Source organism: Rhizobacter sp. (assembly GCF_032229685.1).
Lineage (GTDB): Bacteria > Pseudomonadota > Gammaproteobacteria > Burkholderiales > Burkholderiaceae_C > LMDS01.
In genome coordinates this window covers 195441-215568 of sequence record NZ_JAVTWP010000003.1, presented here as the reverse complement: position 1 = coordinate 215568, position 20128 = coordinate 195441, and the positions used below count along the sequence as shown (strand labels likewise).

The 20128-nt window shown below is 68.4% G+C and carries 23 protein-coding genes; 11 read left to right on the top strand and 12 right to left on the bottom strand.

Annotated features, from left to right (window positions below):
- Positions 1-24: 24 nt before the first annotated feature.
- From AC30PD_RS01970 to ssuE, 6 genes are all read right to left on the bottom strand, one after another.
- Positions 25-480, bottom strand: a complete 456-nt coding sequence (locus tag AC30PD_RS01970; RefSeq protein WP_489533953.1) for a DUF1499 domain-containing protein — start codon at positions 478-480, stop codon at positions 25-27.
- A gap of 305 nt (positions 481-785) precedes the next feature.
- Positions 786-1271 carry a hypothetical protein gene (locus AC30PD_RS01965; RefSeq protein ID WP_489533952.1) on the bottom strand — a complete coding sequence of 162 codons (486 nt, stop codon included), beginning with the start codon at positions 1269-1271 and terminating at the stop codon, positions 786-788.
- Positions 1272-1293: 22 nt separating this feature from the next.
- The gene (locus AC30PD_RS01960) at positions 1294-1770 is read right to left on the bottom strand and encodes a hypothetical protein (RefSeq protein ID WP_489533951.1); all 477 of its coding nucleotides are present in this window, start codon (positions 1768-1770) and stop codon (positions 1294-1296) included.
- Between the two features lie 125 nt (positions 1771-1895).
- Positions 1896-2489, bottom strand: coding sequence for an RBBP9/YdeN family alpha/beta hydrolase (locus AC30PD_RS01955; protein ID WP_489533950.1), 594 nt, complete (start codon positions 2487-2489; stop codon positions 1896-1898).
- Between the two features lie 25 nt (positions 2490-2514).
- A complete protein-coding gene (locus AC30PD_RS01950; RefSeq protein ID WP_489533949.1) occupies positions 2515-2733 on the bottom strand; it encodes a TOBE domain-containing protein in 219 nt (72 codons plus the stop codon).
- Between the two features lie 37 nt (positions 2734-2770).
- Positions 2771-3418, bottom strand: a complete 648-nt coding sequence (gene ssuE, locus AC30PD_RS01945; RefSeq protein WP_489533948.1) for an NADPH-dependent FMN reductase — start codon at positions 3416-3418, stop codon at positions 2771-2773.
- Positions 3419-3645: 227 nt separating this feature from the next.
- Here ssuE and AC30PD_RS01940 point away from each other — a divergent pair, with 227 nt between their 5' ends.
- Genes AC30PD_RS01940 through AC30PD_RS01930 form a run of 3 tightly spaced genes read left to right on the top strand, consistent with a single transcriptional unit; the run spans position 3646 to position 7848 of the window.
- Positions 3646-4332 carry a dienelactone hydrolase family protein gene (locus tag AC30PD_RS01940; RefSeq protein ID WP_489533947.1) on the top strand — a complete coding sequence of 229 codons (687 nt, stop codon included), beginning with the start codon at positions 3646-3648 and terminating at the stop codon, positions 4330-4332.
- Positions 4333-4362: 30 nt separating this feature from the next.
- Positions 4363-7011, top strand: a complete 2649-nt coding sequence (locus AC30PD_RS01935; RefSeq protein ID WP_489533946.1) for a helix-turn-helix transcriptional regulator — start codon at positions 4363-4365, stop codon at positions 7009-7011.
- A gap of 9 nt (positions 7012-7020) precedes the next feature.
- Entirely contained in the window at positions 7021-7848 is an 828-nt protein-coding gene (locus AC30PD_RS01930; protein ID WP_489533945.1) for a thioesterase family protein, read from the top strand.
- A 26-nt stretch (positions 7849-7874) separates the two neighbouring features.
- Here the strand turns inward: AC30PD_RS01930 and AC30PD_RS01925 are convergent, their stop codons facing one another.
- Both AC30PD_RS01925 and icd read right to left on the bottom strand, forming a co-directional pair.
- Entirely contained in the window at positions 7875-9842 is a 1968-nt protein-coding gene (locus tag AC30PD_RS01925) for a copper amine oxidase (protein ID WP_489533944.1), read from the bottom strand.
- Between the two features lie 96 nt (positions 9843-9938).
- Positions 9939-11192 (bottom strand): NADP-dependent isocitrate dehydrogenase, encoded by a 1254-nt coding sequence (gene icd / locus AC30PD_RS01920; RefSeq protein ID WP_489533943.1) that lies wholly within the window; start codon positions 11190-11192, stop codon positions 9939-9941.
- 151 nt (positions 11193-11343) lie between these two features.
- On the opposite strand from icd, the gene AC30PD_RS01915 reads away from it, so the two are divergent.
- Entirely contained in the window at positions 11344-11793 is a 450-nt protein-coding gene (locus AC30PD_RS01915; RefSeq protein ID WP_489533942.1) for a DUF192 domain-containing protein, read from the top strand.
- Positions 11794-11857: 64 nt separating this feature from the next.
- Here AC30PD_RS01915 and AC30PD_RS01910 read toward each other — a convergent pair whose 3' ends face one another.
- From AC30PD_RS01910 to AC30PD_RS01900, 3 genes are all read right to left on the bottom strand, one after another.
- On the bottom strand, positions 11858-12439 hold the full coding sequence (locus AC30PD_RS01910) for a superoxide dismutase (protein WP_489533941.1): 582 nt from the start codon (positions 12437-12439) through the stop codon (positions 11858-11860).
- 73 nt (positions 12440-12512) lie between these two features.
- Positions 12513-13814: an exodeoxyribonuclease VII large subunit gene (xseA, locus tag AC30PD_RS01905; RefSeq protein WP_489533940.1), complete on the bottom strand. Its 1302-nt coding sequence runs from the start codon at positions 13812-13814 to the stop codon at positions 12513-12515.
- The gene (locus tag AC30PD_RS01900) at positions 13807-13929 is read right to left on the bottom strand and encodes a hypothetical protein (protein ID WP_489533939.1); all 123 of its coding nucleotides are present in this window, start codon (positions 13927-13929) and stop codon (positions 13807-13809) included. The genes xseA and AC30PD_RS01900 overlap by 8 nt, the downstream gene beginning before the upstream one ends.
- Before the next feature lie 253 nt (positions 13930-14182).
- Between AC30PD_RS01900 and AC30PD_RS01895 the strand changes: the two genes are divergently transcribed.
- The 7 genes from AC30PD_RS01895 to AC30PD_RS01865 all read left to right on the top strand — a co-directional run bounded on the left by AC30PD_RS01895 (position 14183) and on the right by AC30PD_RS01865 (position 18867).
- A complete protein-coding gene (locus AC30PD_RS01895; protein ID WP_489533938.1) occupies positions 14183-14818 on the top strand; it encodes a MotA/TolQ/ExbB proton channel family protein in 636 nt (211 codons plus the stop codon).
- Between the two features lie 19 nt (positions 14819-14837).
- A complete protein-coding gene (locus AC30PD_RS01890; RefSeq protein ID WP_489533937.1) occupies positions 14838-15266 on the top strand; it encodes an ExbD/TolR family protein in 429 nt (142 codons plus the stop codon).
- Between the two features lie 28 nt (positions 15267-15294).
- A complete protein-coding gene (lpxK, locus tag AC30PD_RS01885) occupies positions 15295-16359 on the top strand; it encodes a tetraacyldisaccharide 4'-kinase (RefSeq protein ID WP_489533936.1) in 1065 nt (354 codons plus the stop codon).
- On the top strand, positions 16340-16537 hold the full coding sequence (locus AC30PD_RS01880; RefSeq protein ID WP_489533935.1) for a Trm112 family protein: 198 nt from the start codon (positions 16340-16342) through the stop codon (positions 16535-16537). Before lpxK ends, AC30PD_RS01880 begins: the two co-directional genes overlap by 20 nt.
- Entirely contained in the window at positions 16534-17286 is a 753-nt protein-coding gene (gene kdsB / locus AC30PD_RS01875) for a 3-deoxy-manno-octulosonate cytidylyltransferase (protein ID WP_489533934.1), read from the top strand. The genes AC30PD_RS01880 and kdsB overlap by 4 nt, the downstream gene beginning before the upstream one ends.
- A gap of 142 nt (positions 17287-17428) precedes the next feature.
- Complete coding sequence (gene adk, locus AC30PD_RS01870) at positions 17429-18082, top strand: adenylate kinase (RefSeq protein WP_489533933.1); 654 nt, start codon at positions 17429-17431, stop codon at positions 18080-18082.
- A gap of 26 nt (positions 18083-18108) precedes the next feature.
- Complete coding sequence (locus tag AC30PD_RS01865) at positions 18109-18867, top strand: 3-hydroxyacyl-CoA dehydrogenase (protein ID WP_489533932.1); 759 nt, start codon at positions 18109-18111, stop codon at positions 18865-18867.
- Positions 18868-18906: 39 nt separating this feature from the next.
- Here AC30PD_RS01865 and AC30PD_RS01860 read toward each other — a convergent pair whose 3' ends face one another.
- On the bottom strand, positions 18907-20121 hold the full coding sequence (locus AC30PD_RS01860) for a hypothetical protein (RefSeq protein ID WP_489533931.1): 1215 nt from the start codon (positions 20119-20121) through the stop codon (positions 18907-18909).
- Between the last annotated feature and the right edge of the window lie 7 nt (positions 20122-20128).

Below are 20128 nucleotides of genomic sequence, written 5' to 3'. Positions count from 1 at the left end.
CCACCCGCCGCGCCGGGCCCGACCTCAGGGCGACGCGGGCAGCGCAGCGCGCACGGCTTCGATCCGCTTGCGGTTGACGCCCATGTCGCCCTTGCCGACGCGGGAGGCCGAACGCACCTGGATCACCTGGGCGGCAGGGTCGTACCAGAACTCCACGTCGTCGACGAACTTCATCAGCGGCGTCGTGAAGCGCGCGTACAGGTAGTCGCCATCGCTCTTGACGACCTTGGCGCCGGCCATGGTCTCGACGGCGGCCCTGATCTTGGCGATGGTCGCGGGGCCATCACCGCGAAGCGGCAGCGGCGCAATCTGTGCGGCTTGGTGTTGCGGGTTGCTCGGGTACAGCGATGCCTGGCTGGACACGCTGTTGTCCGTCGCCGACGGCGGCTTGAGTTTGCCGTCGTGGACACCGAGGTCGGTCGGCGGCGAGCTGCCGAAAAGCCCCGCCTGACCAGCACCGATCGCGCCGACGACCACCACGGCCAAAAAGATCAACAACCATTTCAGAATCAACATCGCACGACCCCGGCCTGAACGCCAGCTCCGACCCCATTTTGCGCTACGCGTCGGGGAGTCAGCGGGAATTGGTCCCTGCTGCCGCCGAGCGAGAACCGAACGATTGTTACGCAACCCGTGCTCGGGCTAATCGACCGCTTTGCGAGCTGCGCGTGTATGTCGGCTCATGGCCGATTGCAGACTCTCTCGACACCAGCTTGAAGGAGCTCCAACAAAGGGGCGAGAGTTCTCTGTGCACCCAAGGGTTGCGACGCCCTCAGCCGCTCCGCCTACCAAGGCCGACGCTCAGGCCGGTCGCAGGCCGGGTCGTAGGCCTCGCCGGCGTCCTTGACGACGCCGTTGGGCAAGATGCTGACCTGGTAGATCAGGCACGACCCGTAACGCATGCGGTAGTTCCAGACCGTGGCGTCGTCTTGCCGCACGCCGAACTGGTAGTACGGGTAGCCGAGTTTGCGGATGACTTCAGCGCTCGTCATGCCAGGCTGAATCACCCGCTCGCCTTCGCTGACCACGTAGGGCGCCTGATTGGCCGTGCCGCCGATCGGAACGCTCACCCCCACGCCGACGCCACCACCTCCCCCGCCGCCGAAGCCGCCTATGCCGATGCTCCCACCCGCGCACCCGGCGAGTGCAAGCAGCGACACCAGCACCGTGGCCAGCACGGGGTGCTGCACGAGCTTGCTCGCGGTGCGCGCAGGCGCTTGGCACGCCGACGAGTCTGATGGCGTGCGAGTGGTGGTTCGAAAAATTGTCATGGCAGCTCCCGGTTGGTTCGCATCATGCGCGCACCGAGCGTCGCACGGCCAGCGCCACGATCAACACGCCGGCTGTCACCACCAGTGCATCCTCGATCAGGCCGCTGCGTGTCTGGCCGATGCGCGCCATCGCGCGCTCGCGGCCAGCCAGCGTCAGGTAGGCCAGCGGCACGGCGGCGGCCACGGCCACTGAAGCACCCGCCGCCTCGCGGCCCTGCGGCGCCAGGGCGGCGCCTGCGATCCCTGCGCTCATCACGCGAGCGGCCAGCCCCAACGGGACGGTGCGATCGGGTGCGCTCTTCATCTTGTCGCCAAACAGTTCACCCACACCCATCGCCAACGCACCGAAGCGAAACAGCGGTCGGTCGAGCGCGATCAGTCGCCCGGGCGTGTCACGCCCCAGCAAGCGCGCCATCGCGATGCTGGCCATGGGTGTCATCGAACGGGCACTGGCAACGGCACCGATCAGTGCCGAAGAAAACAAGTCACGGAGCTGCATCGTTCATCCCTTCGGGCAAGTCTGCCTATGCTGCTTGCTTCGGTGCCGGCTGGCGAGGGCGTGAACATGCCCTCCGGCTGTAGGAGAAGAACGAACGACCTTCGGCGCCGCACCGAAGTGCCGGCTCAGATCGCGAACGACAGTTCGAGCGGGTGCGCGCGGTCGATGCGGCGCTGGCCTTCGAGCCGCTGCACCATCTGCTCGACGAGCGCCTTGGCCTGCGGCAGCGGCCCGAAGCCGGCCTCGGTGTTGATGTGCCCGGCGTCGCCCAGGCTCAGCAGCTGCGAACCCCACACGCGGCCCCAGCCGCAGGCCGACTCGAATTTCATCCACGGGTCGGTTTCACTCGCGAGCAAGACCGAAGGGACTGTCAGTTGCGCCTGCGGCATCTTGTGCCCCACGCCGAACTTGGCCGGGTCGGCCGGCGCCACCAGCAAGGCCGACTGAACGCCCTCGCCGCCCTGCGCCAGAAAGCGCAGGAGCGCGAGGCAACCGAAGCTGTGGGCCACGGCCACCCAGCGCGCGCCAGGGTGCTGCGCGAGTGTGACCTCGATGCGCTGCGACCAGCGCGCCAGGTCGGCGCGGGCCCAGTCGTCTTGCTCCACCCGCACGGCGTGGCGGCTGAAGTGCGCTTGCAGCCAGGTCTGCCAATGTGCAGGCCCGCTGTCGTTCAGCCCCGGGATCACCAGCAGCCGAACGGGGTCGCCCTTGAAGGCCATCGTCGTTCTCCGGTGGCGGGTGTTTCTACAGCGTGGCAATCGAGACTTCGGTGGCTTTCACCAGCGCGATCACTTCCTTGCCGGTGACAAGGCCCAGTTCCTTGATCGAACGGGTGGTGATGACCGAGGTGACGATCAGGCCCGAAGGTGTTTCGACGTCGATCTCGGAAACGACCGGCCCTTCGATGACTTCCCTGATCTTGCCGCGGAACTGGTTGCGCACGTTGATGGCGGTAATGCTCATGACAGGTTTCTCCTGCGGTTGAAAGAAGAGGTTGGCTTCAAACGGACCAGCGCAGGTCGCGCGCCGGCCAGGGGTTGGGGTCGGCGGGCGCGGCGGCTTTGGGCTGCAGCCGCGCGAGCAACTCGTCGCGCTCGCGGGCCGCTGTTTCGGTGCGCTCGAACTCTTCGGCGCGGTCGATCAGGGTCTGCAATGCGGCCTCGACGCGCGCCACCACCTCGGGTGAAGGTGAATAGCCGAGTGTCTCGTGCCGCACGATCTGCGCGTCGGTGGCGAACACCGGGTCGAGGATGTCGCGCGCACCGAGCGCCGAAAGCACCGGCTTGAGCGCGTAGTCGAGCGCCAGCAGGTGCGCGATGCTGCCGCCCGTGGCGAGCGGCAGCACCGTCTTGCCACGCAAAGCGTCTTGCGGCAGCAGGTCGAGAAAGCTCTTCAACACGCCGCTGTACGCCGCCTTGTAGATCGGCGTGGCGACCAGCAGCACCTGCGCCTGCGCCACCTCGGGCAGCGCCAGCTGGATCAGCGGGTGATCGAACTGCGCGTGCAGCAAGGCCTGTGCGGGCAATTCGCGCACCGCGATCGAACCTGCGCTGCTGGCCACCACTTGCAGGCGCGACTGCGCCAAGGCCAGCAAGCTGCCGGAACGCGAAACGGCAGACGGGCTGCCCTGGATGCCAAGGATCTTCATTCGGGTCGTGTGGCGCGCATGCGCCTTGGTGAGAGACGTGACGGTACGGGTGCGGGCGCGCGCCGTGAACGAAGAAGAACGGCTTTCGATAGAGCAAAAACGAGGGGCGGCCCGCGGCGTGCGGGTGGCCGCCATCGCTTCGACGACTTGGAAACCGATCCTGTGTAAAAGTCCGGGTTCACGCCGTGGCGCCCCCGCCGCTGCCCGACCCTCAGGAGCCTTGCCCCATGCCTTCTTCCACCCTCACCCTCACCGCCGCCGATGGCTTCAAGTCGTTCGCGTACGTGGCCGAACCTTCGGGCCAGCCGAAGGGCGCGGTCGTCGTGCTGCAAGAGATCTTCGGCGTCAACTCGCACATCCGCGGTGTGGCCGACGGTTACGCGGCGGCCGGCTACCTGGCGGTGGCGCCTTCGACCTTCGACCGCGTCGAGCGTGACGTGCAGCTCGGCTACACGCCCGACGACATGGGCGAAGGCATGCGCCTGAAAGGCGCGGTCGAGGCGCTGCCGGCGCCTGGCGTGATGCCCGACATCCAGGCCGCGGTCGACTACGCCGCGCGTGCCGGCAAGGTCGGCATCGTGGGCTACTGCTGGGGCGGGCTGCTGGTGTGGCGCTCTGCCGAGCAGGTGCGCGGCCTGTCGGCAGCGGTGGCGTATTACGGCGGCGGCATGACGGCCGGCAACGAGCCGTCGCGCCAGCCCAAGGTGCCGACGATGGCGCACTTCGGCGATCTCGACACCCACATTCCCGTCGACAGCGTGAAAGCCTTCGAGCAGGCCCACCCCGAGGTCGAGGTGCACCTCTACGCGGCCCACCACGGCTTCAACTGCGAACAACGCGGTTCGTACAACGCCGGCGCAGCGGCCACCGCGCTCGAACGTTCGCTGTACCACTTCGGCAAACACCTCGGGTAAACGGGCCGGGCTGCGCGCCTTCGTCTACCCATGGACGCGCTTCGCTTCGCCGCCACGAAGATCCAGCCGCCGCGGCTGCGCTTGTCGCGCGTGCCACGCGCGCAACTCGACGCTGCCGTCGCCAGTGCCGTGGCGGCACACCGCGTGGTGTTGCTGCAGGCCCCGGCCGGCTTCAGCAAGACCACGGCGCTCGCGGCCCAGCTGACCGAGCACGGCGGCGGCGTTGCCAGCGCCTGGGTCTCGCTCGACCACGACGACGACGCCGAGCGCCTGTTCGCCTGCCTCGTGGCGGCGCTCGAGCCGCACGACCTGCCCTGGCGCACCGCGCCCGAGGCCTTGATCGCGCTCGCCGGCAGCGGCGACGGCATGAAACGCGCGGTGGCCGAACTGCTGAACGCGCTGGCCGACAGCGGCGCCACGCGCGGCCTGATCGTGCTCGACGACCTGCACCGCGTCACGTCGCAAAGCGTGTTCGCGCTGCTCGACACCTTGATCGAACGCCTGCCGCCGCGCTGGACGCTGCTGCTGTCGAGCCGCACGCCGCCGCCGCTGGCCCTGCCGCGGCTGCGTGCCAGTGGCGACCTGGCCGAGTTCAACCAGGACGACCTTCGTTTCAGCCGCAGCGAAGCCGAGCAGCTCTTCGCCGGTGAAGCACCAGCCCAAGCCGCCGAACGCGCGGCCGACTTGTTCGAGCGCACCGCCGGCTGGCCGGCCGGGCTGGGGCTGGCGCTGGTGGCTCTGCGCTCTCGCGCCGGTGCAGCGCCGGGTGGTGCGGCGCCGGGCAGCTCCAGGCTGATCGACCGCCACCTCTTCGACTACCTCGCCTCCGAGGTGCTCGACGACATGCCGGCGCCGCTGCACGACTTTCTGCTGCGCACCGCCGTGCTGCCCGAACTCACCGCGAGCCGCGCCGCCGCAGTGAGCGGCGACGGACGCGCGGCCGAGTGGCTCGACGAGATCGAACGCCGCGGCCTGTTCGCCACGGCGCTCGACGCCCATGAACGCACGCTGGTGCTGCACGACCTGTTCCGCGACGCGCTGCTGGCGCGCCAGGCCGTGCGCCTGGCCGGCGAAGGCCCCGAGCTGTTGCGCCGCGCTGCCGCCGGTGAGCTCGACGCGCTGCGCCGCGTGGGCTACCTGCTGCGGGCCGGCGACTGGGCGATGGCCGAGAGCGCGCTCGACGCCGCGGCGCACGACCTGCTCTTGCACGGTGGCGGCAACGAAGTGCTGCGCCTGGTCGAGCAGTTTCCAGAAGCCCACCGCAGCGCACGGCTGTGCCGCCTGGCCGCGACGAGCTGTGGCCTGCGCTGGCAATGGATCGCGATGGCGCGCTGGGCCGAGCTCGGCGTGAAGCTGGCGCAGGCGGCCGGCGACGCCGCCGAGCTGCAGCGCGCTCAGGCCACGCTGGCGCAGGCGCTCTACCCGCTCGACCGCAACGACGAAGTCGACGTGCTGGTCGACACCTTGCGTGGCGACGGCGTCGTCAGCGACGCCCGCCTGCTGGCCCTGATGGCCGACTGCTCGCAGTGTTACCGGCGCGGCGAACACGAACTGCTGGCCACGCGCTACGCCGAACTGCTGGGCCTGCTGGAAGGCTGCAACGCACTGCTGCTGTGGTGGCAGTGTGTGCCGGTGACGAACTGGACCACCATCGGCGGCATGTCGGCCTTGATCGACCGTTACCTCGCCGGCGTGCGCCCGCGCATCGCCGACCGGCCGCTGCCGATGCGCGGCGAAACGCGCATGCTGCGGGCCTTTCAGGCACTGTGGGCCGGCCGCGTCGAGGCGGCGCTGAACGATTTGCGCGAGGCCGAAGAAGACCTCAAGTGGCTGGCCGTGTCGGGCGAGCTGGCCTGGTCGGTCGACACCTTCCAGATGTACTGCGCGGCGATGTGCGGCCGTGCCGACGAAGTGCAGGCGCGCCTGGAAAAGAAGCTCGGCACCTACGACGACGCCCCCGAAGACCAGCGCCGTTTCTGGCGCCACCAGACGGCCATCTACGGCGTGCGCATGAACGGCACGCTGGGCAGCGACCCGGCCGACCTGCGCCGCTGGGCCGCCATGATCCGCGAGAACCCGATCGAAGACCGCAGCAGCTGGAACCCGCGCGCCTGGGCCGTGCGCGCGCGGTACGCGGCGGCCTGCGGGCAATGGGAAGAAGCGGCAGAACACTTCAGGCTGCTGCTGCCCAAGCTGCACGAGATGGACGTGATGGGCCAGCGCACCGACCTGACGCTGCGTGCCGGCCACGTGCTGCTGCGCCTCGGGCGCATTCAGGAAGCCGCCGCGGTGGTGGCACCGGTGATGGAGCGGCTCATCCACGAAGCCGTGCGCGGGCAGGCGCTGATGTGCGGGCCGGCGCTGCTGCTCGAGCTGGCCGGCGCGAACTGGGGCCCGCATCTCGGCGCGGCGCACCGCGAAGAACTGCGCGCCGCGGCGCAGCTGTCGGCGTCATTGCACGCGAGCCAGCCGGTGGCCGAGGCAGCGGCCGGCGACGAGTTGCTGAGCCAGCGCGAGCAAGAGGTGCTCGCGCGCATTGCCGCGGGCGACAGCAACAAGCACATCGCGCGCGCGCTCGACATCAGCCCGCACACCGTGAAGCGGCATGTGGCGAACATCCTCGACAAGCTGGCGCTGAGCTCGCGCGGGCAGGCCGCGGCTTGGCACAACAACCGTTGACATCAGACCATGAACACCGAACCCGTTCTCGACACCACGCCTCTGCCACGCGCCGCCTACACCGTGGTGTCGAGCCGCACCGTGCGTGCCAGCGAGCTGACGCGTGGCCCCTGGAACCCGCAGCATCAGCACGCCGGCCCGCCCATCGCGATGGTGTGCCGGGCCATCGAAGCGGCTGCGCGTGAACACGGCCTCACCCACATCGGGAGGCTCACCGCCAACCTGCTCAGGCCGGTGCCGATCGCCGAGCTCGAGATCGAGGTCACGACCGACTATGCCGGGCGCAACGCAGCGCACTATTCGGCGCGGCTGCTGGGCGAGGGCAAGGAGCTGGCACGTTTCACGGCGCTCGCGCAGCGCGAACAAGAGCTCGCATTGCCCGAGACGATGGACGGGCACCCGTTGCCCCAGGCACCGCAGCCGCCCACCGAGAGCACGCCGCAGCGCATGCCTTTCGAGAGCGGTCTGCGGGGCTATGCCGACCTGGTCGAGAACCGCGTCGCCAGCGGCAGGTTCTTCCGCAGCCGCTGCGCTGCCTGGTTCCGCTTGCAGCGGCCGCTGGTCGAAGGTGAAGAGCCGAGCGGCTACCAGCGCGTGGCCGTGGCCGCCGACTCGGGCAACGGCACGTCGGCGGTGCTCGACTTCGCGCGCTACACCTTCGTCAACTCAGACCTCACGGTCAACCTGCTGCGCCGCCCGATCGGCGAATGGGTCTGCCTCGACGCACGCACCCTGCTCGCACCCAACGGCTGCGGCCTGGCCGAGTCGCAACTCTTCGACGAAACCGGGCTCATCGGCCGGGCGACACAGAGCCTTTCGGTGCGCGCGCGGGGCTGAGAGCTGGGCTGCACGAACTACGCGAACTACCGCGCCGGCGTCACCACCTCGAAAGGCGCACGCCGCAGGTCGAGCGCCGGGTTGCGGTCGAAGAAGTTCGCCGGCCGCAACTCGAAGCGCATTTTCTTCATCGACATCACCGGCCAGTCTTCGGCCTGCGTCACGTGGTGGTGGCCCATGGTCACCCACAGCACAAGGTCGCGGTTCACCAGGCTCTGATGGTCGGCCTGAAAGGCAGGCAGGCCCGGCGAGCCGGGGTTCTGGTTCGGCGTGTCGCCGGCCGCGTAGCGCTCGTCGGGGTCGTGAGCGGTGACCCACAGCGGGTGGGCGATGAAGGCGGCGCGTTTGTAGTCGGCGGCCGCAAGCAAGGGCTCCTCGTAGTCGTGGCTCTCGATCTGGTAACCCGTGGGTTGGCCGAAGGCGTTGCGGCGGTTCGGGTTGATGACACGCCACACCGCATGCTCGTGCTCGAGCGCGCCCTGCCCTTCGTTGGCCAGGATCTCTTCGTCGAGCATCCACACGCTGCGCCGCGGCCCGGGCGCCGGCACCTGCTTCAGTTTGCCGAGCATGAAGCTGTTGAGCGGGCCGTCCACATCCACGTCGAGCCGGAAGCTGAAGTGGTGGCTGTGGTTAGGTGCCACCAGTTGCGGTGCGATCGGCGTGCTGAAGCGGTTGTTGTATTCGCCCGGCATGGAGCCGGCCAGCGCCTTGGGCGCGTCGATGCCAGTGAGGCCCACCTCGGCGCGCAGCACGCCGTCTTGCGTGAAGACCCAGTCGATCAGGTAGTCGTAGTTGCCGACCTGCGAGATGCTGCGCACCACGAGCTCGACCGCGGCGCGGCCTTCGTAGCGGCCGCGAAAACTCTCGAAGTGGCGCCAGGCCGGGTCGCCGGTGAGGCGCTCGAACACGCCCACCACACGTGGCAAGGGCAGTGGCACCACCGGGACGCTCGGGTCGGGCAAGGCCGCGGCCACCAGCGCGTCGAGCAACACGGCGTTGGCCGGCAGGTCGAGCCCCGGAACGAGCGGCGAGGCCAGCAGGCCGAAGCCGAATTCGCCGGCGTCCATGTAGGTGCGATAGTACCAGTTCGCGCTCGGGTCTTGGTACGGCACGAAGATCTCGGCCAGCGAACCTTGGTAGAGCACGGAGCGGCCGTTGAAGCTGGCGAGCGAGATGACCGGCCCGGCGCGGCGCTCGAAACGCACGTGGAAGCGCCACTTCTGCCATTCGATGAAGTTGCCGTCGATACGGAAGTTGGCGCCTTCGGGCTGAGTCACACGCAGCGGCTTGAGCGCCGGGCGCAGCCCGACCAGCGCGGCGACGCTGGCTTCGTCGAATTCGTGCGTGGCGGGCGGCACCGGCACCACGCCGCTGTCGAGCACCTGCAGCACACGTTTGTCGTCGAGGTCGATGATGGCCTGCAGGCCTTCGATGGGCCGCGCATAGAGGTTGATGCTCGCGCCCTCGGTGTAGTACATCTGCGCCTTGACGATGCGGCGCTGCTCTTCGGGCAGCCCGAAACTGCCGGGTGTGAGCGGCGTGACCAGCACCTGCTGCAGTTGTTGCGGCGTGCGGATGCCGCGCAGCGCGAGCGCGCGCAGGAAAGCCGGTTCCTGGAAGGCGAAGCTGAAGTCGACCACCTCGGTGATCGTCAAGCCGAGCTGGCCCTGGCCACGCGGGATCAACTGCCGCGGCGTGAAGCTGCCGCTGCGCAGGTTGACCGTGCTCTTGAAGCTCTGCTTGTTCTGGCGCCAGAACACGGTGGCCTGCCGGTCACCGGCGCCGCCGCCGAGCACCGTGGCCTTGGGCGGCTCGCGCAGTTCGACACTCTGGAAGATGGCCCCGGGCTGCGCCGCACCGCCGGCGAGCAGCACGCTGGCGGCCCCGACGATCTCGTCGGCGGTGAGCGGGTCGAGCGGGTGCGCGGCCGCGACGCCGCAGAAGAGTGCGGCGGCAAGCGCCTGCAGACAACGTCTCACGGCGGTGACGGGCATCGGAGTCTCCTCGCGCAGCGGGAGAGTGAAGTTACTCCTCGCGCCGTGCGATGTCCATCACCCCGGCAAGCGCGGCGGTCGCGCGCCCCGCGCTCGTCACATGTGGTCGATCATCACCTGCCCGAAGCCCGAGCACGAGACCTGCGTCGCGCCGTCCATCAGGCGCGCGAAGTCGTAGGTGACTTTCTTCGACTCGATCGACTTTTCCATCGAGCTGATGATCAGGTCGGCGGCTTCGAGCCAGCCCATGTGGCGCAGCATCATCTCGGCCGAGAGAATTTCGGAACCGGGGTTCACGTAGTCCTTCCCGGCGTACTTGGGTGCCGTGCCGTGCGTGGCTTCGAACATCGCGATCGAGTCGGACAGGTTCGCGCCCGGGGCGATGCCGATGCCGCCCACCTGGGCGGCGAGCGCGTCGGACACGTAGTCGCCGTTCAGGTTCAGCGTGGCGATCACCGAGTACTCGGCCGGGCGCAGCAGGATCTGCTGCAGGAAGGCGTCGGCGATCACGTCTTTGATGACGATGTCTTTGCCGCTCTTCGGGTTCTTGAACTTCATCCACGGGCCGCCGTCGATCAGCTCGGCGCCGAACTCTTTCTGCGCCAGCGCGTAGCCCCAGTCACGGAAGCCACCTTCGGTGAACTTCATGATGTTGCCCTTGTGCACCAGCGTGACCGACGATTTGTCGTTGTCGATCGCGTACTGGATGGCCTTGCGCACCAGGCGCTCGGTGCCTTCGCTCGAGACCGGCTTGATGCCGATGCCCGAGGTGCCCGGGAAGCGGATCTTCTTGACGCCCATTTCCTCGACCAGGAACTTGATCAGCTTCTTGGCCTTGTCGCTGCCCGACTCGAACTCGATGCCGGCGTAGATGTCTTCGGAGTTCTCGCGGAAGATCACCATGTTGGTCTTGGCCGGCTCCTTCACCGGCGAAGGCACACCGGCGAAATACTGGATCGGGCGCAGGCACACGTAGAGGTCGAGTTCCTGGCGCAGCGCCACGTTCAGCGAGCGGATGCCACCGCCCACCGGCGTGGTCAGCGGGCCCTTGATCGAGACCACGTAGTCCTTCACCGCCTCGAGCGTCTCGGCCGGCAGCCACACGTCGGGGCCGTAGACCTTGGTCGACTTCTCGCCGGCAAAGACCTCCATCCAGTGGATCTGGCGCTTGCCGCCGTAGGCCTTGGCGACCGCGGCGTCGACCACCTTGATCATCACGGGCGTGATGTCGGCGCCGGTGCCGTCACCTTCGATGAACGGGATGATCGGCTGGTCGGGCACGTTGAGCGAAAAGTCGGCGTTGACGGTGATCTTCTGCCCGCCTTGGGGCACCTGGATGTGCTGGTACATGGAATGGGTCTCCGCTCGCAGTGATGGGGTCTCTCGGGGAGCGAAGATTCTAGTCCAGCGACGTGGCTGCCAACCCCGCTGCGGGCCGGCCTGTCGGCCGCGACGGCCGGGTCGCGCGTTGATAATTGATGCCTCACTTCGCCCCGCCGCCATGACCGCTCTCAAGACGTTTGCCCTGCCCCTTCTCGCCGCACTGCTGGGCGCGGCCGCGCAGGCGCAAGACGCGCCGCAGAAGCTCGAGATGATCCAGCTCAACGCCGGCATGCACCTCATTCAGGCCCAGCTCGCGCGCACGCCCGACGAACGCAGCATCGGCCTGATGTTCCGCCCGACGATGCCGGCCAACGAAGGCATGCTGTTCGCGTTCGAGGTGCCGGGCCAGCAGTGTTTCTGGATGAAGAACACGCTGCTGCCGCTCTCGGCCGCGTTCGTGGCCGACGACGGCAGCATCGTCAACATCGAAGACATGAAACCGCAGACGCTCGACAGCCACTGCTCGGCCAAGCCCGTGCGCTTCGTGCTCGAGATGAACCAGGGCTGGTTCGCCAAGCGCGGGCTGAAAGCGGGCTCGAAGCTGCAGGGCGCACCGTTCAGGCCCTGACGCTGTCGCACCACGAAAAAGGGCCGGCGAATGCCGGCCCTTTTTTCGTTCGGAGCGCGGAGTCTTACTTGAAGTTGGCTTCCACGAAGTCCCAGTTCACGAGCGAGGTCATGAAGGTCTCGGCCCACTTCGGGCGCAGGTTGCGGTAGTCGATGTAGTAGGCGTGTTCCCACACGTCGATCGTCAGCAGCGCCTTGTCGGCGGTGGTGAGCGGCGTGCCGGCGGCGCCCATGTTGACGATGTCGACGCTGCCGTCGGCCTTCTTCACGAGCCAGGTCCAGCCCGAACCGAAGTTGCCGACCGCGCTCTTCACGAAGGCCTCTTTGAAAGCGGCGTAGCTGCCCCACTTGGCCGTGATGGCCGCAGCCAGTGCGCCCTTGGGTTCACCGCCGCCGGCCGGCTTCATGCAGCTCCAGAAGAAGGTGTGGTTCCAGATCTGGGCCGAGTTGTTGTAGATGCCGCCGCTCGACTTCTTGATGATCTCTTCGAGGCTCATCGATTCGAACTCGGTGCCCTTCTGCAGGTTGTTCAGGTTCACGACGTAGGCGTTGTGGTGCTTGCCGTGGTGAAACTCGAGCGTCTCCTTGCTCAGGTGCGGCGCGAGTGCGTCGAGGGCGTAAGGCAGTGCGGGCAGGGTGTGTTCCATGGAGTCCTCTTCGGGTTGGTGACGTGCTGAAAAGCATTGTAGGCAGCTTGAAGACGCCCCACCGGCGCCACGGTCAGCGTGCCGGCGAGCCCGACACGTCGGTGACCTGCACGGTGGCCGCACCATCGGCCAGCACGGCCCGCAACTCGGCGCCCACGCCGATCTGCTGCACCGAGACGACCGCACGACCCGCGGGGTCGGCCAGCCAGGCATAACCGCGCGCCAGCACCCGCTGAGGGTCGACCGACTGCAGGCGCACGGCCAGGCCCGCGAGTTGTTGCCGCCGCTGTGCCAGCAAGCCTTCTGACGCACGCTTCAAGTCGATCTGCGCCTGCGCCGCGCGGCCCAGCCGCACGGCGTGCGTGTGGCCCGCACTGCTGCGCAGGCGCTGCGCCAGCAGGCTCAGACGCTGGTGCTGGTCACGCAGCGCCTGGGCCGGCCGCGCGAGCTGCAGCGCGGCCCGGTCGAGGCGTTGCGCATGCTGGTTCAGTGCTTGCTGCACCGTGCGTGCCATGCGGCTCGCCTGGGCGCCCAGCTGCTCGATGCACTCGCGCGTGGTTGGTGTGACGAGCTCGGCGGCGGCCGTGGGCGTGGGCGCGCGCAGGTCGGCCACGAAGTCGCTGAGGCTGGTGTCGGTCTCGTGCCCCACGCCGCTCACGACCGGCATGCTCGCCGCGGCGATGGCGCGCACGACGCGCTCGTCGTTGAAGGCCCAGAGATCTTCCATCGAACCGCCACCGCGGCACACGATCAGCACATCGACCTCGGCCCGCCTGCTCGCCAGTTCGATCGCCTGGCACAGGGCCTGCGGCGCGTCGGGGCCTTGCACGAGGCTCGGGTAGACGATCAAGGCCACGTGCGGCGCACGCCGCGCCAGCGAGGTGGCCACGTCGTGCAGCACCACGCCACCGAGCGAGGTGACCACACCGACCCGGCGCGGATGCGGCGGCAGGCTGCGCTTGCGGCCGGCGTCGAACAGGCCTTGTGCCTCGAGGCGCGCCTTGAGCCGCAGGAACTGCTCGTACAGCGCGCCCGCGCCCGCACGCTGCATGCCTTCGACCACCAGCTGCAGCTCACCGCGCGGCTCGTAGACCGTGAGGCGGCCGCGCAACTCGATCAGCTGGCCGTCGGCCGGCGTGAAGTCGAGCAGGCTCGCAGCGCGCCTGAACATGGCGCAGCGCAGCAGCGCATTGCCGCCGTCGGCGTCTTTCAGGTTGAAGTAGCAGTGGCCGCTGGCGGCACGCGAGAAGCCCGAGATCTCGCCTCGTACAGCACACATGCTGAAACGCGCAAGCAGGGTTTGCGCGAGCTCCTGGACCAGCGTCGCGACGCCCCAGACGCTGCGCGAAAGGCTCTTGCCGCCACCCTCAATCATCGGCAAACCCAATGCTGGCGCGGGCCGAGAACTCCACAACCGCGCCACGCAAGGCCGGCGCGGGCATCTTGCCTGTCACGGTCTTGTCATGATGATGCAAGGTATTGATTTTCAACGTATTTTCACTGCTTAACTTTTGAGCAATCTGTTGCAGGCCACGCGTTTTGGCGCCTTGGCGCCTGGTGGCACCGGGTTGCCCACAAAGTTATCCACAGTTGCGGTGGATCGTGCGGCTGACGGCTCTCGAGCACCCGCGCCGACTGTGGAAACCGCGCTGCACAGCAATCAACGCGGCCCGGGAATCGGCACCCCTTCAGGCCATAATCGCGCGTCCCGAAATCCCCCGTGTGACGCTCGAAAGGCACCGATTGTTTTCGATCATACAAGCCGCCGGTTGGCCCATCTGGCCCCTTCTCATCTGCTCCATCGCCGCGCTTGCGCTGGTGCTCGAGCGCCTTTCCAGCCTGCGTGTGGCCCGTGTCGCGCCGCCCCGCCTGCTCGACGAAGTGCTCTCGGTCACGCGCGCCAGCCTGCCGGCCGCCGACGTGATCAACAAGCTCGCCGACAACTCGGTGCTGGGCAGCGTACTGGCCTCAGGCTTGCGTGCCGTGATCGCCGAGCCTCGCATCGCCGAGTCGGCCTTGCGCGGTGCGTTCGAATCGGCCGGCCGCGCTGCCGTGCACCGGCTCGAGCGTTACCTCAACGCGCTGGGCACGATCGCCTCGGCCGCACCGCTGCTCGGGCTCATGGGCACCGTGATCGGCATGATCGAGATCTTCGGCTCGCAAGCGCCGAGCGGTGGCACCAACCCCGCCATGCTGGCGCACGGCATCTCGATCGCGCTCTACAACACCGCCTTCGGCCTGATGATCGCGATCCCGTCGTTGATGTTCTACCGCTACTTCCGCGGCCTGGTCGAGTCGTACACGCTCGACATGGAACAAGCCGCCGACCGGCTCGTGCCGCATCTGATGCGTTTTGCGGCACCCCGGCACGCCGTCTGAGTGCGCACCGACGATGGCCATGAATTTCCGCAAGCAACGGCTCGAAGAGCCCGAGATCAACCTGATCCCGTTCATCGACGTGCTGCTGGTCGTGCTGATCTTCCTGATGCTGTCGACCACGTATTCCAAGTTCACCGAGTTGCAGATCACGCTGCCGGTGGCCAATGCCGACAAAGCGCGCGAGCGCCAGCGCGAGATCATCGTTTCGGTCGCCGGTGACGGGCGCTACACCGTGAACCGCAAGCCGGTCGACGGCCGCAGCGTCGAGCTGCTGGCGAGCGAACTCGCGGCCGCGGCCGCCGGCTCGACCGAGATGGTCGTGATCGTCTCGGCCGACGCGACCGCCGCGCACCAGAGCGTGGTCAACGTGATGGACGCGGCCCGGCGCGCGAACCTGCCGCGCCTGGCTTTCGCGACCCAGACTTCGTCCGGCGGCGAGGCGCGCTGAACGCGCGCCCGGTCGCGGCGAACCCCGCTTGAACACCGACGCCCCGGCCCTGCACCGGCTGGAGCGTGCGTGGCTCGGGCGTGGCCCGCTGGCGGTCGCGCTGCTGCCACTGGCCTGGTTGTTCGGCACGCTCACGGGCCTGCGCAAGGCGCTGTATCGGGTCGGGCTGCTGCGCGCGCAGCCCCTGCCGGTGCCGGTGCTCGTGGTCGGCAACCTGATCGTCGGCGGTGCGGGCAAGACCCCGACCGTGATGGCGGTCGTGGCGCTGTTGCACCGCCGCGGTTTCACGCCGGGCATCGTCTCGCGCGGTTATGGCCGCGCCAGCGACGACGCACTCGACGTGCAGCCGAGCACGGCGGCCGCCGACTGCGGCGACGAGCCCTTGTTGATGCGCTGGCGCACCGGCGCACCGGTGGTCGTGGGACGCGACCGTGCTGCCGCCGCGCGCGCCCTGCTGCAGGCGCACCCGGCCGTCGACATCGTGGTGAGCGACGACGGCCTGCAACACCTGCAACTCGCCCGCGACGCGCAGGTGCTGGTGTTCGACGAGCGTGGTGCGGGCAATGGCTGGCTGTTGCCGGCGGGGCCGCTGCGCGAAGCGCTGCCGGCCACGGTGCCGGCGCGCAGCGTCGTGCTCTACAACGCAGCGGCCGCCTCGACGCCCCTGCCCGGCAGCGTTGCCGAGCGCTCGCTCGCGGGCGTGATCGAACTCGCGGCGTGGCGCAGCGGGCAGGCCGCGTCGAAGGCCGCGCTCGACGCATTGCGCGGCCGGCCCCTCGTGGCAGCGGCCGGCGTGGCGCGCCCGAATCGTTTTTTCGAGATGCTCGGCCAGCACGGCCTGCAGATCAGCCCGCTGCCCCTGCCCGACCACCATGGTTTTGCCACGCTGCCCTGGCCTGCCGGCACGGCCGACGTGGTGCTGACCGAAAAGGACGCGGTCAAGCTCGACCCTGACCGCGTCGGCGCGACACGCGTCTGGGTCGCGGCGCTAGACTTCGCGCTCCCCGCGGCTTTCGAAGCCGAACTGATGTCCTTGTTGCCCGCCCCACCCCAACCCGTGCCCCGACCCAACCATGGAAACCAGACTGCTTGACCTGCTCGTCTGCCCGCTCTGCAAGGGCCCGCTCGAGCACCTTCGCCCGCCGCTGCAGGCGCAGCAGGAACTGGTGTGCCGCGCCGACGGGCTCGCGTTCCCGGTGCGTGACGGCATCCCGGTGATGCTGGAGAGCGAAGCCCGTTCGATCGACGCCGCGCCGCCTGCAGCCGCATGAGTTTTACCGTGCTCGTGCCGGCTCGGCTGGCCTCGACGCGCTTGCCGAACAAGCCGCTGGCCGACATCGGCGGTGTGCCGATGATCGTGCGGGTCGCGCAGCGCGCCCTGCTGTCGGCAGCGAGTGCCGTGGTCGTGGCCGCCGACCATGCCGAGATCGTCGACGCTTGCGAAGCGCACGGCGTGCGGGCCTTGCTGACCCGCGTCGACCACGCGACCGGCAGCGACCGCCTGGCAGAAGCCTGCACGCTGCTCGGCCTGGACGGCCAGAGTGTCGTGGTCAACGTGCAGGGCGACGAGCCTCTGATCGACCCGTCGCTGATCGACGCCTGTGCCGAACTGTTGAGCCAGCGGCCCGACTGCGTGATGAGCACCGCGGCCCACGCCATCGACACGATGGACGAGTTCGACAACCCCAACGTGGTGAAGGTCGTGCTCGACGCGGCGCAGAACGCCTTGTACTTCTCGCGCGCGCCGATCCCGTGGTGGCGCGATGCGCGCGCCGCGGGCCGCGACGCCCTGCCTTCGCCCGCGGCCTTGCGCCACATCGGCCTCTACGCCTACCACGCCGGCTTTCTGCGGCGTTTTCCGAGCCTGCCGCCGAGCCCGCTCGAAAGCATCGAGGCGCTGGAGCAGTTGCGCGTGCTGTGGCACGGCGAACGCATCGTCGTGCATGTGAGCGACACGCGGCCCGGGCCCGGTGTCGACACCCCCGAAGATCTGGCGCGCGTGCGTGCCTTGTTCGCCTGATCAGGCGAGCTCAGCGGCGCGGCCGCGGCGTCAGTTTGGCGCAGGGGGGTGCATGTTATTCTCGTCGCGAGGCATGCACGGGCCGGCCAGCGACAGCCTGGTCTGCGCACACAAAACAGAACGAGGCAGAACGAGGACACCCATGAGACTGATCCTGTTGGGCGCCCCTGGCGCGGGCAAGGGTACGCAGGCCACATTCATCTGCAAACGCTTCGGCATTCCGCAGATTTCGACCGGCGACATGCTGCGCGCGGCCGTCAAGGCCGGCACCGAACTCGGTCTCGCGGCGAAGAAGGTGATGGACTCGGGTGGCCTCGTGAGCGACGACATCATCATCGGCCTGGTGAAGGAACGCATCACGCAGCCCGACTGCGCCAACGGTTTTCTGTTCGACGGTTTTCCGCGCACGCTGCCGCAGGCCGATGCGATGAAAGCGGCCGCCGTGAAGCTCGACCTCGTGCTCGAGATCGACGTGCCCGACGAAGCCATCATCGAACGCATGAGCGGCCGGCGCGTGCACGTGGCCTCGGGGCGCTCGTACCACCTCAAGTTCAACCCGCCCAAGGTGGCGGGCAAGGACGACGTGACCGGTGAAGACCTGATCCAGCGTGTCGACGATGCCGAAGAAACGGTGCGCAACCGTCTGGCCGTCTACAAGAGCCAGACGCGCCCGCTGGTCGACTACTACTCGAAGTGGGCCGACAGCGGCTCGGCCGATGCGCCGCGCTACCGCAAGATCAGCGGCACCGGCAGCGTCGAAGAAATCACCAGCCGCGCGCTCGCCGCGCTGGGCTGAACCGCACAGGTTTTCCGGAGTTTCCAATGGACATCGCAGGCAAGGTTTTCATCGTCACGGGGGGTGCTTCGGGTCTGGGCGAGGGCACGGCGCGCATGCTGGCCGCGAACGGCGCCAAAGTGGTCATCGCCGATCTGCAGGCCGACAAGGGCGAAGCGCTCGCGGCCGATCTGGGCGGCGCGTTCGTGAAGTGCGACGTGAGCCAGGAGGCCGATGGCCAGGCAGCGGTCGCGAAGGCGGTGTCGCTGGGCAAGCTCGTGGGCCTCGTCAACTGCGCCGGTATCGCGCCCGCCGCCAAGACCGTGGGCAAGGATGGCGCGCACGCTCTGCACACGTTCGCGAAGGTGATCAGCGTCAACCTGGTCGGCAGCTTCAACATGATCCGCCTCGCCGCCGAGGCGATGAGCAAGAACGAACCCGAGCCCACCGGTGAGCGTGGCGTGCTGATCTCGACCGCGAGCGTCGCCGCTTTCGACGGCCAGATCGGCCAGGCGGCGTATTCGGCGTCGAAAGGCGGCGTGGTCGGCATGACGCTGCCGATCGCGCGCGACCTGGCGCGCAACGGCATCCGCAACATGACGATCGCGCCAGGCATCTTCGGCACGCCGATGCTGTTCACGATGCCGAAGGAAGTGCAGGACGCGCTCGCCGCCAACGTGCCGTTCCCGAGCCGCCTGGGCACGCCGGCCGACTACGCCAAGCTGGTGCACCAGATCGTCACGAACGAGATGCTCAACGGCGAAGTGATTCGCCTCGACGGCGCGATCCGGCTCGCGCCGAAGTAAGCCCTGCGGCGGCGGCGCGAGCCGCCGCTTCGCCCTGCCTCAGGCCTTGGCGCGCTTCGCGTAGAGCGTCCACAGGCGAGCCAGGTCGGCCGTGCCGTCGTTGCCCGTCACGCTGCGCAGAGTGGCCTGCGCTTTCACGTTGTCGCCCGCCGCGACCTGCGCGATGCCCAGGTGCAGCTTGGCGTCTTCGGGGCGCTTCAGTCCGCCCTTGGCGATGCCCTGCTGCATCAGTTGCAGGCCCTTGGCCGATTGCCCGTTGAACACCAGGCCCATGCCCACCTCGACCAGCGCGTTGCCGTCTTTCGCGGCGAGCGCCTGCTTTTCGTCTTCGGCCTGAGCGGCCGCTTTCTCGGCGACCTTCTTCTCGACCAGATCGCGCAGACGCTTGTGGCGCTCGGCCTCCGGGCCGGCGCCCAGCACGCCCGCTGCGAACCCCTTGTCGACGACCTTCTTGCCTTCGGCCGGGTAGCCGGCCTGCACAGTGAGCTGCGCGAGCTCCATGTAGTCACTGGCGCTGCTCATGCTGCCGGTGGCCAGCGACAGGCGGTAGGTGTCGAGCACCAACCGGTCCGAGAAGTTCGGCTTGCGCTGAAGGCGGTTCAACAGCGTCACCCAGTATTCCTTCTTGGGGTAGTAGCTCACCAGGCGTTCGAGCGCGAAGGTCTCGCCGGCGATGTCTTTCTGGCGCACCGCGGCGTTCATCAGCAGGTTGATGCGATCCTCGGCCGGTGCCGTGCCGTTCTTCTCAGCGGCCTGGATCTCGGCCATCAGTTCCTTGCTGGCGCCAGCGAAGTCGCCAGAGAGGTACTGGGTCTGGATCAGCAGCGTTCGGTTGGCGCTGCTCGTGCCGCCCTCTTTGAAGTAACGCTGGTACCACTGCATGGCCTTCGCGTAGTCTTTGGAGCGGTAGTAGGTGCCGGCGATCGACTCGATCATGCGCAGCTTGTCGGGGCCTGCCAGCGAGGCGCTGATGGCTTCGAACGCGCGCGACGCGGTCTCGGCATCACCGGCACCCGAAGCAGCGGCCAGACGCATGCGTTCGATCGTGTTGGTCTCGGCGGCGGTCTTGCCGCCCACGGCGTCGAGCTCGCGCACCTTGGCCAGAGCCTCGCGGAACTTGCCGGCCTTCACCAGATCTTGCGCCGCCTGCAGCGGTTTGCCGACTTCGGGCCGCAGCCCGCCTTGCGCGTGGGCTGCGCCGACGACGAGGCCGACGACGGCCGCGGCCACCAGCCGCTGGATGCTCTTGTTCATAGGCTGG